Genomic DNA, 14,254 nt, shown 5'->3' with positions numbered 1-14,254 from the left:
TTTTAAAATTTATAAAGGAATTAGTTTTATCCCTTTGTCTGAGGGAATCGGTTTCTCAAGCTTAATAGGTGATAATGGTGTGGGTAAAAGTTCAGTTTTGGAAGCTCTAGATTGTGCTTTAAATAAGAAAAACAACCAAGATTGGCCATTAAATAACGAAGCAAAATATGAAGGGGGGTTAGGAGGACTTAATATACCTTTCATAGCGCCAGTCTTCTTACTTAAAAAGGATAAATTAAGGAAAGATAAGAGAGAAGATGCTGAACAATATGATAAAGCAGAAAAGCTGTCGAATTTCCTTTGGAATACTAAACTTAAAACAAAGTCAAAAAGTCTTGATGATTTCTACGTTCATCGAGAGGAACTGAAGAAAGTGTATAGTGAGGAAGATTACTTTCTTATATTAATAGGAAAGAAGTATAGTGAATCTGGGATATATTTTGGTTCGTATCATAATTCCTTAAACTTCATAAGCGATAATCCAGCAATTCAGCATACTGAGGAACAATTACAGAAGTATTTTAAAGGTTTTTATGATTACATAGTTTCGCACTACTCATATCTGTATATACCTGTTGATACTGATGTACATACCTATACAAAACTGGAGACACAGGAAATGCAAAAGCTTATGGATAAAAATATCCAAGCAGAGATAGAGAAGGCTATTAAACAATCGACGCTTAAACAAATAAATAAAGATCTTGATGCTTTTGTAAAGGATGTTGAGAATGTATTAGAAATCTATGAGTATAAAGGCATTTTAAAAATAGTTTGACGATGCCTGATCTAGTCTCAAAGATTATTGAGGCATACTTTTCAATTAAAGTATTGAACAAAAAGTCAAATTCGGGTTCAAAACGAATTCCAGTAAGTGAATTAAGTTCTGGTGAAAAGAGAAAAGGCCTTAATTGATGTCGCCTACTCATTCTTGTTAAACAATCACGATAGAGATTCAAATATTATACTTGCTATCGATGAGCCAGAGGCCTCCCTGCATATCTCCGCTTGCTATGGACAATTTGAAAAGTTGATAGGATTAAGCAAGAACAACCATCAGATTATTGTTTCGACGCATTGGTACGGTTATTTACCAATTGTAATTAATGGTAGTGCAACCTCAATTATCAAAAATGATAAAAATGAGACATCTGTCAAGTTCTTTAATCTATACAATTATAGAGAAACTATTACACAAAGCAGAAAAAAAGTAAAGGGCCCTTTACCAGTCGACTATAACATTAAAAGCTATAATGACCTTGTTCAATCTATACTTTTTTCATTGATTCAGGACGAGCCTTATAACTGGATAGTGTGTGAAGGTCTATCTGAAAAAATATATTTTGAAGAGGTATTTAAAGATGAAATAATCAATAATAAACTTCGCCTTCTACCCTTAGGTAGCTATAAGGAGGTAAAAAAAATTATACAGCAACTTATTATCTCCAGTTAAAGACCCTGATTATAATATTAAGGGTAAAGTTATCTGCTTAATAGATACGGATAGTGAAAGAGTGGATGTAGATTATGAGAAGAACAAACATCTAATATTTCAGAGACTTTGGAATGATAAAAATAAAGGCACAAAACTTATTGATGTTGACAGCAACTCAATGAATCCACCTACAGAAATAGAGGATTGTCTTAATCCAGAAGTTTATTATCAGACTTTGCTTGAGTTTGCACATGAAGACACCGCTCTAGCAAAGCTGATTAAGGCAAATTCTCCAGTTGAGAATCCCTTGAACTCTTATACACTTTTTGATTTAAGAGAAAGTGAGAAAGAAACTATTAAAGCCTTTTTTGACAACAATGAAGGCTTTAATAAGATAAAGTTTGCTAGAAAATATGTAGAACTTATGCAAAAGCCATTCTTTTCAAATATTAAACCTTTGCCATGGGTAGAGGAAATCAGAAAGCAGATTAATTAATCTTACTTTAAACCCTTCATTTTTTTGTAAATAGTACAAATTATCTACTATAAATTATTAATGCCTGAATTTAAATCATATAGACTGGGTGAGTTAACGGAGTGGAAATCTGGAAGTACCCCACCGAAGCTCGACCAAAAGTATTGGGGTGGTACAATACCATGGATTAGCGCTAAGAACTTAACATCTTATGCTATCTCAACCTCCGATGTATTCATAACTCAAGAAGGTTTAGACAAAGGCTCCAGACTAGCTAACGAAGATTCAATTTTACTTTTGGTAAGAGGTAGTGGACTCTTTAAAGATATTCCTGTTGGCATTGTAACTAAACCAGTAGCCTTTAATCAGGATGTAAAAGCAATTGAAGTAAATAAATCCATCCTTGATCCTTGGTACTTGCTTTATTGGATAAAAGGCAATAAGGCTATGCTAAATACCAAACTTGAAGCAACTGGCATTGGCGCTGGAAAGTTTGATTTAAATATTCTTAAAGAATTAGAAATCAAATTACCTCCTTTAAACATTCAAAATAAACTAGCTAATATTGCTAGATGTTGGGATGACAAAATAGAGCTGAACCGCCGCATGAACCAAACGCTGGAGCAAATGGCGCAAACGCTCTTTCGGCAGTATTTCGTGGATGGTATTGATGAAGAGAATCTGCCGGAGGGGTGGAGATGGGGAAAAGTTAGTGATTTAGGCAAAATAGTATGTGGCAAAACCCCTTCCAAATCCAAGCCAGAGTACTATGAGGGCGAAACACCTTTTATCAAAATACCTGATATGCATGGAGAAACTTTTATAGTTTCAACAATAGATTCTTTATCAACACAGGGTGCTTCATCTCAACAAAATAAATACGTCCCTAAAGGCAGTATTTGTGTTAGCTGTATTGCAACAGTTGGATTAGTGTCAATTACAACCAAACCATCTCAGACAAATCAGCAAATCAACACCATAGTACCTAAAAATGAAAGCTATAGCTACTACTCGTACTTTTTGATGAAGTCAAAAGAGCAGCATCTTAAAGATTTGGGTTCAGGAGGTACAGCTACCCTAAACGTCAATACAAGCTTATTCTCAAATATTAAAGTTGCCATACCTAATGAAGAATCTTTCTTAGATTTTCATCACAAGGTTGAGCCAATCATGTTGAAGATACTTAGCAATCAACTTGAAAATATAAAGTTATCTACCCTCCGCGACACCCTTCTTCCCAAACTTATGTCGGGAGAAATTGATGTAATGCAAATCAAACCAGCAGCGCTTTATGAGCCAGTACTTAGCTGAGAGCGACATAGAGGCAGCGGCCATTGACTGGCTGCGCGAGCAGGAGCCCTATACCTACCAACACGGCTCCGAAATAAAGCGTGACCTGAGTAAGGCCGTGCTCGAAGACGTGTTCGAGGCCTTTCTGCAGCGCCGTTACCCGCATGTGCCCGCCAAAGTGCTGGCCGAGGTAAAACAGGAGTTTCTTTACAACCACGGCGCCGACCTGCACCAGCGCAACCACGCTTTCCACCTCAAACTCAGCAAAGGACTCGACAAAACCTGGAAAGACGATAATGGCAAAGACCACTTTGAGCACTTCTACCCTGTCGCCTATGACAGCCTATACCTGAACGAGTTTCAGATCGTCAACCAGTTCACCATCATCGGTAACAGCAATCGACGACCCGACCTTATCATTTTCGTGAACGGACTGCCGCTCGTGCTTTTCGAGTTCAAGGACATGTTCAAACAGGACGCTACCGTGGAGAGTGCCCACAACCAGGTGCAGCACTATACCCACCAGATTCCGCAGCTCTTCGAGTACAACGCCATTACCGTGGTGAGTGACGGCCAAACCACCCTGCACGGCATGTTCAGCAGCGGCCTGGAGTGGTTCGCCGCCTGGAAAAGCATCGACGGACGCGAGGTAGTCAACAACGGCTTTGCGTTGGAAACGCTCATCAAGGGCCTGCTCGTTCCCGAGCGTCTCTTGCAATACGTGCGCCACTTTATCTTCCACGAGCCTGACCGGGGCCGGTTGGTCAAGAAAGGCGCCAAGTACCACCAGTTCTTCGGCATCAGGTATGCCCTGCAGGAAACACTCAAGTCGGTGAAGCCCTACGGCGACGGGCGTATAGGCGTGGTATGGCACACCACTCGCTCCGGCAAAAGCATTACCATGGCCATTTACACCGGCATCCTGCGCCAGCTACAAGAGCTGAAGAACCCAACCATTGTAGTGCAGGTAGATCGCTTCGACCTCAACCGCCAGCTCTTCGAGGATTTTGTGGCCGCTAAAGACCTGGTAGGTGACGTGCGCATTGCCGAAACCACCGACGAGTTGCGTGCCCTGCTGAGCGGCGATGCTGGTGGCGTGGTGTTCAGCACCGTGCAGAAGTTTAACCTCAAAGACACCGCCACCGGCCGCGAATTGCAGCACCCCGTGCTGAGCAACCGCGAAAACATCATCGTGATTGCCGACGAGTGTCACCGCACACAGTATGGCCTCATAGAGGGCTTTGCCAACAACCTGCGCCGCGCCCTGCCGCAAGCAAGTTTTATAGGCTTCACCGGTACACCTGTCGACAGCAAAGACGCCGACACCGAAGCTGTGTTCGGCGACATTATCCATACCTACGACATCCGCCAGGCCACCGAAGACAAAGCCGTGGTGCCGATTTACTACGAGCCGCGTTTGGCCAAACTTCACCTGGCCAACGAGCAGCTCGAAGAAGAGGCCGAAGAGATAAGCGCCGGTCTGGAAGAGAACGAGAAGAACCGTATTATGTGGGCCGCCATGGAAGATGCCGCCGGCTCCAAAGAGCGTGTCGAAGCCATCGCCCGCGACATATTGCAGCACTATACCTCCCGCACCCAAAACCTGGAAGGCAAAGCCATGATCGTGTGCATGAGCCGCCGCAATTGCGTGAAGCTTTACGATGCCCTCACCGCCCTGGAAGGCTGTCCTGAAGTAGCCGTGATCATGACCACCAACATTGCCAAAGACCCGAAAGCGTGGCACCCGCATGTGCGTGGTAAAGAGCAGATGGAGGCCGTCAAGAGCCGTTTCAAAGACCCGGACGATCCGCTCAAACTGGTGATCGTGCGCGATATGTGGCTCACCGGTTTCGACAACCCGGCCATGCATACCTTGTATGTCGACAAAGTGATGAGCGGGCACAACCTGATACAGGCCGTCAACCGCGTGGCTACCGTTTTCCGCGACAAGCCCAGCGGCCTCATTGTCGACTACATTGGCATCGGTGACAAGCTGCGCAACGCCACCAAGAAGTATACCACAGCTGGCGGCAAGGGCAAAGTCACCATCGACATCGAAGAAGCTTTTGAGCTGGCAACCGACATGGTGCAGCTGCTACGCGAGCAGTTACCAGAAGATTTCTATTTCCATACCTGGCCCGCGCTGAGTTCTGCTGATAAAATAAAGCTGGTTAGTCAGGCTACAAACCACATGGTTGCTGACGATGAGCGATGCAAGGCCTTTATGCTGAACGAAAAGAAGCTCACCAGCCTAGCGCCTATCGTGGGCAGGCACGATGCCATTAACGACATTGCCATAGACATCGTCTTCTTTCAACACGTGGGCGCTGCCGTACGCAAGGTGAAGTTCCCGACAACCAACATCAAGAAAAAAGAAGGCCAGATAAAAGAATTGCTCCACCGCAGCATCGAGAGCGAAGAGGTGGTAGACGTGTTTCAGATGGCAGGTATAGAGAGGCTGGATATCTCCATTATCAACGACGCGTTTTTTGGCCACCGCTAAAGAGCAGAAGTCAGGCAACGAACTGAAACTGGAGCTTATACGTCAGATTCTGAACGACGAAATAAAAGTGCGCTCGAGCAAGAATCTGGTCAAATACCGCAAGTTCAAAGAAGAAGTGGAGCGCATTATTGCCCAGTACCACAACAACTTCTTCGACAACCTGATGGCCTTGCAAGAGCTTATTGACAAAGTGGCCAAGCCTATGCAGGAAGAAGACCAGCGCCTGCAACAACTCGGTATCACGCAGGAGGAAGAAGCCTTTTACGAAATACTTGCCAACCACCCCAACGCCATTCAGGACTTTGACCTGATAAAAGAACTCGTGCAGAAAATACTGGCCGAGGTAAAGAAAAGTGCCAAGCAACCCGACTGGTACAAGAAAGACGACACCAAAGCCCAACTGATGCTCGCCGTGAAAAAAGTGCTACGCTTCAAAGTGAAAGCCGACGAGCTGCAAACAATTCTGGATGAAGTGATGGAGCAGGCCGAGGCCAGGTATAAGGAGTATGGGATGAGTGTGGCGTAAGCATTCCCCATAGTAGGGACAGGTTGCGACCCAATGCCGTCAACTTAAGCTTTTTTCTGTCATTTCGAACGCTAGTGAGAAATCTGAAATGATGCCATTGCTCTAATATAATCCAGATCTCTCCATTCTGTCGAGATGACAAATTGGTACTGTGAGTCCTTAAATTGACGGCATTGGCTCGCGACCTGTCCCTACGAGAATGGACCAACCGAATTGCCCCAAACATAGGCTGCGCGATAGAACAAAAATGTCAGGTATAAATTTGCCCTAAACTATTGTTCAACTCATCAGTTAAAGTGTCGAAAACTATGAATTTGAAACGCACCTTATGTCTATACTTCAATTAAAACCTACGATACTGGTCGAAACGCCTTTGGGTACGGGCCAGGCAATTTTCATCATCGACTATGGCATGCACCAGAACACGTGCTGGGTGGTCGCCTTGCAGAAAGATGGTGTAATCAAGCATTTTGACTGCAATGATGTGATCCTGTCTACGAACTATACCTATGGCATGAACCTCCGGAAGAATTGCTTTCATGTGCAAGAGTCTACTGCATCTTCAGAATAATCCAGCATGTATGCTGAGGCCACTTTATGCAGTTCAGACAGCTGGTTAAATCACTTCCATACCAAGTTGTTGCTACAAGCTCGATAATGAATAAAGCCTTTCCAAGTGCGGAGAGGCTTTTGTTTTATGCGGGCATTAGCTGCAATTTTACATTGTGCTTTATGGAATAGGTATAGCTACCGCATACCAATCAAATTAAATAACGCTGGTGTTGGTCAGTGCTTCGTGTGCAAAAAATTCACATTGCCTTTTAACTGAGAATATCTAACTTAACAGGTACAACCTTCATCAGATGCTACATCCATGAAAACAACTTTACTCCTCCTCACCCTATTTCTTGCCTCCTCCTTTGTGTTCCTCAAAACCGACTGGATCGAAGCGAAACTAAGTCCGGCTATATCAGTTGCCTTCCCACTCGATCCGCAGACGCATGAAGATGCCCGGCAGAAGATATTGGCAACCAGCAACAGCAGAACCTATTTCATGGCCATGACCAGTCAGTTGCCACACCAGGAGAAGCTGACGAAGGGCGACATACAGGGTGTACTGATGGGCGCTGTTCATGGCACCTTGAACGCCGCAAAAGGGAAATTGATAAAGGAAACGGATTATACCTTTGGCGAATCACCCGCCAAGGAAATCGCCTATACCACAACGCATCCGGAGACAGGCAAACCCATGACCTGCTTCAAGCGCATGTTCGTGGTAGACCGCACCCTATACCTGTTCGACTGCTGGTACCTCAAAGAAGGCAATGCCGCCAGTGAAGAAGACAAAGAGACATTCTTTAACTCTATTCGGCTTAAGCCTTGAGTTCAGGTATACCTACTCCATGATCCGCCCCATTCGCCGCGCCAGCATCTTCCGCTCCTCCCCTTTTGCCGACAACCTGATCGCCTCTTACCAGCGTAGCTATGCCGCCATGTATGATGCGACTATACAGGAAGAAGCGAAGATGCACCGCCAGTATTATGATCACCGGGCAGCCTGGCAGCCGGATGACACCCCCATTATGTCGGATCTGGTATTGGCCTACGAAGCAGAGGACCTGCCGGACTATGTGATGCAGTTGCCACTGCGGTTGCAAAAATTCTTCAACTCACTCGGTGTGGCGCAGCTATACCTGATGGACTTCCTGCGCTCAGATCTGAATGAGTTTCCCTTTGAAAACTTCAGGAAAAAGAACCTGTTCAGGCGAATAGCTGGCAGGCACAGCCAGGACTATAACTACCTGCTCGACACCAGTGATCTGCCACGCTGCTGCCCCTCTTCTTTCAGGCGAGAAAGTGGGATGTGCCCGTTATTTTTCTGGTCGCTGCCGACGGAGAGATACCTGTCGCTATAAATTTATGCGACGACGGAAACCTGCATGTCAGTTGCTCAGACAGGTATAGCCAAGAGGTACAGGCAGCCGCCCTGGCAGCTGGCTTTGAGACAGGCGACTTTATGATCTGCAGCAGGTATAGCGTTTGTTATCTGCCGCATTAAACTGTATCCCCTCCCCCCAAATTTAAGCCTGCAAAATAGCACCCTTTTAAGCCCATCCGAGTATAAGCATCTATCATACCTGTCAGGATGATACCAAAGCAGTGCTGGCTCAGATTGGTTAGAGCAAATGCTCATACAGGCTGTAAAGAGCTTTGCAGCATCAGAAAAAAGCTTTTCTAAACTTCCCGTTGCCGCAGCTGTTTTAATCAGAGGCTTTTACTCCTGCCAATGGAGTTGTCTCTTTTTATCACTATTATTTGAACCTCATGCTTACGAAAACATACTTTAGACCAGACGACCTGGAAACAAACGATAGCGCACCTCTCCAAGACATATACAGTAGCATTTCCGAGAAAGTAGGCGAAACGGAATACCCCTGCGTGGGTGCCAAGGCGGCCCTGAACTCCAAACAGCTGCGCATTGGCGTGTATGACCGGATGGCCACAGACGAAACCACCAGGCAGTTAGGGAATGACCTGAAACAGTACATAGCCGAGACCCTGGCAACCGAAAGCGAGTATATGACGATGGTCGCCTTTTTTAAGGAAGAGGAACCTACGGACGAGCTGGCATTTGAAAACAAGCTATGGGCACAGCTGCAGCGCCTGCACGACAGCGACGACAGTCCCGCTCCCTGGGACCCGGAAGTGAGCAGCAACCCAACAGATACGAATTTCAGCTTCAGCTACAACGGCACCGCTTTCTTTGTGGTGGGCCTGCACCCCAATGCCAGCCGCAAAGCCAGGGCACTGGGCTATACCGCCATGGCTTTTAACCTGCACCGGCAGTTTGAGCAGCTGCGCGACAAAGGGGTGTATGAGAACATGAAGAAAGTGATCCGCGACCGGGACGCCGCCTACGACGGAAGTATCAACCCGATGCTGAACGACTTTGGCGAAGGACTGGAAGCGCCGCAGTACAGTGGCCGCCAGGTGATGATAGCTGGAAGTGCCCTTTCCTGGCGGGTAAATTATAAAGACGTGACCTAACAAAAGACATACAACATGATAGAAACGATTGCCAAACAAACTGGCGCTGCCTTTAAACTGAACAAAGGAGACAAACTGAAAGTGATCGACCGCAGGGGGAGCAGGTGAGCGACATGGTGCTTTTCAACGCTGAGGATAAGCGTGAGAAACTGTCGTCGGGGAAAACGCTAGACTTTGAGGAAACCATTCTGATCACGAAGGGGCACCACCTGTGGAGCAACAGAAGCCACAAGATGATGGAAATACTCGAGGACACGAACGGCCGCAACGATTTTCTGCTGGCTCCCTGCAGTCCGGAGACTTTTCAGATCATGTACCAGAACCCGGAGTACCACCCCAGTTGTTTCGAGAACCTTTACACCAACCTGGCAGCTTTTGGCCTGGAGCCCGATGATGTGCCGACAGCCTTCAACATTTTTATGAATGTGCAGTTTTCCGCCGACGGGAAGTTAACGGTCGCCCCTCCTACGAGCAAGGCAGGTGACTACGTACTGCTGGAAGCCAAAATGGATTTGATCGTCGGTTTGACCGCCTGTTCCGCTGAGCAGTCCAATAACTACAGTTTCAAGCCCATCCAGTACGAGATCATCAGGGCGCAAAACTAATACGGCAAGAACTTCTTAAACGACAAACAGAAAAGCCTCTCCATTCCCGGAGAGGCTTTCATTTTTACCATAGCTATACCTACCTACAACTCCGCCGCATTGAAGGTATCGCCCTGCCGCACATCGCCAGTCTCGAACCCTTTCCTGAACCAGCGGACGCGTTGAGCGGAGGTGCCGTGCGTGAAGGAGTCGGGCACTACCCGGCCGGTGGCTTGCTTCTGCAGGCGGTCATCGCCAATGGCGCTGGCTGCGTTCAGGCTTCTTCCAGGTCGCCAGGTTCCAGAAAGCCTGTGGAGCGTTGGGTATGGTGTGCCCACACACCGGCATAGAAATCGGCCTGCAGTTCTACCCGAACCATGAGTTGGTTGAATTCGGTCTGGGAAAGCTGGCCCCGCATGGCGTTTACTTTGTCCATCACGCCCGTGAGTTTCTGGACATGGTGCCCTACTTCATGGCCCACTACATAGGCCTGTGCAAAGTCACCGCCAGCACCCAGTTTGTGCTCCATTTCACTGAAAAAACTCAGATCGATGTACAGTTTTTCATCGCCGGGACAGTAAAACGGCCCTGAAGCTGAGGAAGCTGAACCACAGGCTGAGTTTACCTGCCCCGAAAACAGTACCAGCGTAGGCTCTCTGTACCCTTGCACAATGTTGTTCCAGACATCTTCGGTATCTGCCAACACAACTTTTGTTTGTTCGGCCAGCTCCTGCTCTTCCGGGCTTGGCTGGTAGTCGCTTGTCTGGGCATACTGGGGTTCGCCCCCCACAAACTGCTGCAGGAGCGTGAGCGGGTTAGTGCCTGTCAGAAAAAGGAACAGCGCGATCACGGCTACAATCACGAGCCCCGCTTTCGAAAACAGGAGCCGGAACAAAGGGATCAGCAGCATCGGGCTGATGCCCCGGCCACCCCCAAAGCCACCTCCTGACTGACCTCTACGGTCTTCTACATTGGTGCTTTTTCTTCTGCCTTGCCATTTCATAGTATTTGTTTTTCATGAAGTGAATAATTCCAGGTTAAGCTCATTTTCAGCCTTTATTATGAAAATGTATACCTATATGAGAACAGTTTAACGGAGGGCAGCTGCTCTTGGATGTACGCCCACAAAAAAAGGTCTGCCAGGTATACCTGACAGACCTTTTACGCGGTCTTCTCTCCTGGCGAAACCGACTATATAATCAGCTCGCTTTGTTCACAACCGTTAACACGCGGCCGGAGCGGCCGGAGGGAGAAAATACTTTGAGTTTGATCTCTCCTTTTTCGCTGATCGGGCCGGTGTATACCGGGCTCTTTTCGCCTGGCTCTGTGCCGTCGGTGGTATAGCGGATGATGAAGCCGGGCAGCTGCACATTCGCCAGTACTCTGCCGTTTTCGACCACTGCCCCGGCAGTAGGGATGCGGTACTGGAAACCGCCGGCATAGTGGCTCAGACGCGGGAGCTCCCGCTTGCCCAGTACATTCACAAATTGAGACCATGCCTGGTTGTAGGCGGCCTCCCCTTTGGCGGCATTTGGCTCGGTTGCCAGGCCGGATCAGGTGCCCAGGCTCTTTCGGCCAGGCCCAGCAGTTTCGGCAGCAGCATGTACTCCAGTCGCTCCGGGGTTTTGATCATCTCCGACCAAAGCGGTGCCTGCAAACCCACAATGTTTGACCGGCCAAAGGCAGTCAGTCGCTCTTTTCCTTTATAGACTACCGCAGGATTGATCGGATCGTTATTTGTGTCCACCTTCTGGTTTTTCATGTAGTCGAAGGGAATGAAGTAAAAAGGCTTATCCAGGTCCAGGTAGCCGGCCCAGTATAAACCCGGCTCTTCGTAGGCTTTCTGGTAAGTTAGGTCCAGGTATAGGTTGGAGGCATTGGTGAGCACGACTTTATAGCCGGCATTCGCCATGCGGTAGGCCAGGTCCTCAGCACCCCACAGGTTGTTCCAGACATCCACATGGAAGTTCTTGCCTTTAAAATCCTGGTTGGGCACATACACATTCTTGCCGTTCTGCTTCACCTTGGTCAGGCCAATTTCTTCCCAGCCCGACAGGTAAAGCTTGCGGGCATTCAGCATGTCGTTCACCTTGCCGAAGTAGTAATCCCAGAGATCGTCTTTGCTGTTCACTTTCGGGTTTGCCGCGATCAAAGCCTGTACAGCCGGCGACTTCTCCCACACACCATTTGGCACTTCGTCGCCGCCCATGTGGATGGTCTGGATCGGGGCGCCGGCTTCCTGGTACATGACCAGTATCTCGTCTACCACCTTTTCTAGGAAGGTATAGGTAGAGGGCAGCGCCACATTGATCACGTTATCGTTCCAGTTCTGCACCGAGCGGTACACCGACTGGTCGTCCAGGTCACGGAGCAGGTAGCGTTTTGCTTCCTCCGGTTTTCCCTCCTGCATGAGGCGGGCATAGCGGGCATCCATCGACTTGATAGCGGCCCGGGCGTGCCCTGGCGTTTCTATTTCAGGGATGACTTTGATGTGGCGCTCCGTGGCATACTTCAGGATCTGAATAAAGTCGGCTTTGGTATAGTGCCCGCTGCCGCTGGTTTTATTTGCATCCGGACCGGAGCCCAGCGAAGGCTGGAGGTGGTTCTTTTCATCTAAGGTATGGCCGCGTTTGCCGCCCACCTCCGTCAGTTCCGGCAGACCCGGAATTTCCAGGCGCCAGCCCTCGTCATCGTTCAGGTGAAAGTGCAGCACATTCAGCTTGTAAAGGGCCATCAGGTCCAGCACCTTCAACACCTGCTCTTTCGACTGAAAGTTGCGGGACACGTCCATCATAAAAGCCCGGTGGCCAAAACGTGGTGCATCCGACACACGCAGGCCAGGCAGTGAAACAGCGGTTTGGTTTTTAGCCAGTGCCGCCGCCGGGATCAGCGTCTTCAGCGATTGGATTCCGTAGAAGGCTCCAGCCGGTGTAGCCGCATTGATCACCACCTCCTGTGCGTTCACCTGCAATTCATAGGCTTCCGGCCCTAGCCCTTTCTTCTGCTGCAAACGGATCGCTTTACCGGTCCCCAGCATGCTGATCACGGGCTTTTTACCGAAGACAGTCCCGAAGTGGTCTGCCAGCAAATCAGCCTCTCGCAAAAAAGCAGCATCGGTTACAATGGGCACTGTGGCGGTCATCGTAAAAGGCTGTCCGGTTTCGTGGTAGACAGCCGGTGTCGGAAATACCTTGGTCAGCTTTTCTTCCGGGATGTCGCTGATCACCTTGTTTTGCGCATAGATATCTTTTGCCTGAACCCAGTCTACCCAGGGCTGGTCAGGCTTTTTGACGCTGATCGGTGCCGTCGCATAGCCTTTCGACTTGTCGTTATCCCAGACCAGGTAAAAGCCATGCGGTGTTCTGGAGTCGTTCACGACCTGTCCGCCGGAAAGCAGTTCAATGCGCTGCGAAGCCCCTGGAGCCAGCTCTTTGAAAGCGTCCGTCGGTACCAGGTAACGCAGATCGCCGTTCACATGCTCTACCTTGACAGGCGCATTTTCAGCTATGGGTTTGAGTGCAGGAAAAGAATGGAAATACAGGGTCCAGCCGCTTGCCGGCAAAGGGACATTCCCGGTATTGGTGAGGGTAAGGACGGCCAGCGTCTGCGGCTTGTCCTGGTACTTTCCGTCTGTTACTTCATAATTTAGCTGAAGCTTCTTAGGGTCAAATTGGTTTTTACTTTCCTGCGCAAAGGCATTTGCATAAAGCAGGACAAAGAGGGCGCATAAAAGGCCTATCAGGGTCTTTTTCATTTTATAAAATATTCAGGCATGTCGATCTGAGCTGAAATATAACACAAAATGAGTAGAACCTCAGGCTTTGGCGCTGGATCGTTGTGAAGACATTGATCCTGCGCTGTTGAATGTCGATTCAGCCGAGCCTATTTTCTGACGGGGTCGTTTCATTCTATTTTGTCATCCGGAGTACTACACTTTTGTCATCCTGTAAGGATCTTGGTAGCGAGCGTATGAAGCTGTAATTCAAGGATCAGCTCTTAGAAACCGCAGATATGGATTCTCACTTTTTATCAAATCCACTTTCTTCTCACGACTCCAGCTCTTTAGCTCCTTTTCTCTATCAATAGCGTGCTGCACATAGGTATAGCGTTCATAGTAGAGAAGTTTGTAACAGAAGTAGCGTCCTGCAAAGGTCTCAGGCTTACCTCTGTTTTCCTTATATTGCTCAAGCCGATATACCAAGTCATTTGTCATCCCCACATAGAGCACAGTCTTGCTCGGGTTAGTCGTGATATAGACAAAGTAGTTATGGCTCTTCATAGTATACTACAGTGACGGCCGTTTCATTATACTTTTTTTGTCATTCTGAAAGAATCTTGGTCGCAAGTGGCATAGGCTTATCACCCCTCTAACCAAGATCCTTACAGGATGACA

Annotated in this window: 14 protein-coding genes and 1 pseudogene; 11 read left to right on the top strand and 4 right to left on the bottom strand. The window is 47.9% G+C overall.

The features are described 5' to 3' along the window. The 11 genes from O71_RS09160 to O71_RS09115 form a co-directional block, all read left to right on the top strand. On the top strand, nt 1–778 hold a 778-nt coding region (locus O71_RS09160), incomplete at its 5' end, for an AAA family ATPase (protein WP_155800739.1). 111 nt (nt 779–889) lie between these two features. Beyond that, nucleotides 890–1,453: an AAA family ATPase gene (locus O71_RS09155; RefSeq protein WP_040574071.1), complete on the top strand. Its 564-nt coding sequence runs from the start codon at nt 890–892 to the stop codon at nt 1,451–1,453. 61 nt (nt 1,454–1,514) lie between these two features. After that, nucleotides 1,515–1,931 (top strand): hypothetical protein, encoded by a 417-nt coding sequence (locus tag O71_RS09150; RefSeq protein ID WP_040574070.1) that lies wholly within the window; start codon nt 1,515–1,517, stop codon nt 1,929–1,931. 60 nt (nt 1,932–1,991) lie between these two features. After that, a complete protein-coding gene (locus O71_RS09145; protein ID WP_007655784.1) occupies nt 1,992–3,221 on the top strand; it encodes a restriction endonuclease subunit S in 1,230 nt (409 codons plus the stop codon). Then, entirely contained in the window at nt 3,202–5,703 is a 2,502-nt protein-coding gene (locus tag O71_RS09140) for a type I restriction endonuclease subunit R (RefSeq protein WP_237717783.1), read from the top strand. Before O71_RS09145 ends, O71_RS09140 begins: the two co-directional genes overlap by 20 nt. Beyond that, entirely contained in the window at nt 5,690–6,229 is a 540-nt protein-coding gene (locus tag O71_RS25510) for a type I restriction enzyme endonuclease domain-containing protein (RefSeq protein ID WP_237717782.1), read from the top strand. Before O71_RS09140 ends, O71_RS25510 begins: the two co-directional genes overlap by 14 nt. Nucleotides 6,230–6,557: 328 nt before the next feature. After that, entirely contained in the window at nt 6,558–6,800 is a 243-nt protein-coding gene (locus O71_RS09135; protein WP_007655774.1) for a hypothetical protein, read from the top strand. A gap of 303 nt (nt 6,801–7,103) precedes the next feature. After that, nucleotides 7,104–7,613: a hypothetical protein gene (locus O71_RS09130; RefSeq protein WP_007655773.1), complete on the top strand. Its 510-nt coding sequence runs from the start codon at nt 7,104–7,106 to the stop codon at nt 7,611–7,613. Between the two features lie 19 nt (nt 7,614–7,632). After that, on the top strand, nt 7,633–8,145 hold the full coding sequence (locus O71_RS09125; protein ID WP_007655772.1) for a hypothetical protein: 513 nt from the start codon (nt 7,633–7,635) through the stop codon (nt 8,143–8,145). A 409-nt stretch (nt 8,146–8,554) separates the two neighbouring features. Continuing rightward, nucleotides 8,555–9,277: a guanitoxin biosynthesis heme-dependent pre-guanitoxin N-hydroxylase GntA gene (gene gntA / locus O71_RS09120; RefSeq protein WP_007655771.1), complete on the top strand. Its 723-nt coding sequence runs from the start codon at nt 8,555–8,557 to the stop codon at nt 9,275–9,277. A 113-nt stretch (nt 9,278–9,390) separates the two neighbouring features. Next, nucleotides 9,391–9,882, top strand: a complete 492-nt coding sequence (locus O71_RS09115; protein WP_237717781.1) for a DUF1989 domain-containing protein — start codon at nt 9,391–9,393, stop codon at nt 9,880–9,882. 83 nt (nt 9,883–9,965) lie between these two features. Here the strand turns inward: O71_RS09115 and O71_RS09110 are convergent. From O71_RS09110 to O71_RS09100, 4 genes and pseudogenes are all read right to left on the bottom strand, one after another. Beyond that, a pseudogene (locus O71_RS09110) lies at nt 9,966–10,864 on the bottom strand (neutral zinc metallopeptidase). 196 nt (nt 10,865–11,060) lie between these two features. Further along, nucleotides 11,061–11,345, bottom strand: a complete 285-nt coding sequence (locus O71_RS24585; protein WP_202800210.1) for a chitobiase/beta-hexosaminidase C-terminal domain-containing protein — start codon at nt 11,343–11,345, stop codon at nt 11,061–11,063. After that, nucleotides 11,342–13,615: a family 20 glycosylhydrolase gene (locus tag O71_RS09105; RefSeq protein ID WP_202800209.1), complete on the bottom strand. Its 2,274-nt coding sequence runs from the start codon at nt 13,613–13,615 to the stop codon at nt 11,342–11,344. The genes O71_RS24585 and O71_RS09105 overlap by 4 nt, the downstream gene beginning before the upstream one ends. A 228-nt stretch (nt 13,616–13,843) precedes the next feature. Further along, the gene (locus O71_RS09100; protein WP_007655768.1) at nt 13,844–14,140 is read right to left on the bottom strand and encodes a GIY-YIG nuclease family protein; all 297 of its coding nucleotides are present in this window, start codon (nt 14,138–14,140) and stop codon (nt 13,844–13,846) included. Nucleotides 14,141–14,254 lie beyond the last annotated feature (114 nt).

This window comes from Pontibacter sp. BAB1700, assembly GCF_000277005.1.
GTDB classification, from domain to species: Bacteria; Bacteroidota; Bacteroidia; order Cytophagales; family Hymenobacteraceae; genus Pontibacter; species Pontibacter lucknowensis.
The sequence above is the reverse complement of the archived record's forward strand: the minus strand, read 5'-3'. Positions and strand labels throughout refer to the sequence as shown.

What these genes read in the sequence shown, in the direction of transcription:
- gntA (WP_007655771.1), top strand. Translation starts at nt 8,555, where the DNA reads ATGCTTACGAAAACATACTTTAGACCAGACGACCTGGAAACAAACGAT.
- O71_RS09135 (WP_007655774.1), top strand. Translation starts at nt 6,558, where the DNA reads ATGTCTATACTTCAATTAAAACCTACGATACTGGTCGAAACGCCTTTG.
- O71_RS09140 (WP_237717783.1), top strand. Translation starts at nt 3,202, where the DNA reads ATGAGCCAGTACTTAGCTGAGAGCGACATAGAGGCAGCGGCCATTGAC.
- O71_RS09145 (WP_007655784.1), top strand. Translation starts at nt 1,992, where the DNA reads ATGCCTGAATTTAAATCATATAGACTGGGTGAGTTAACGGAGTGGAAA.
- O71_RS09105 (WP_202800209.1), bottom strand. Translation starts at nt 13,615, where the DNA reads ATGAAAAAGACCCTGATAGGCCTTTTATGCGCCCTCTTTGTCCTGCTT.
- O71_RS09115 (WP_237717781.1), top strand. Translation starts at nt 9,391, where the DNA reads ATGGTGCTTTTCAACGCTGAGGATAAGCGTGAGAAACTGTCGTCGGGG.
- O71_RS09125 (WP_007655772.1), top strand. Translation starts at nt 7,633, where the DNA reads ATGATCCGCCCCATTCGCCGCGCCAGCATCTTCCGCTCCTCCCCTTTT.
- O71_RS09100 (WP_007655768.1), bottom strand. Translation starts at nt 14,140, where the DNA reads ATGAAGAGCCATAACTACTTTGTCTATATCACGACTAACCCGAGCAAG.
- O71_RS09130 (WP_007655773.1), top strand. Translation starts at nt 7,104, where the DNA reads ATGAAAACAACTTTACTCCTCCTCACCCTATTTCTTGCCTCCTCCTTT.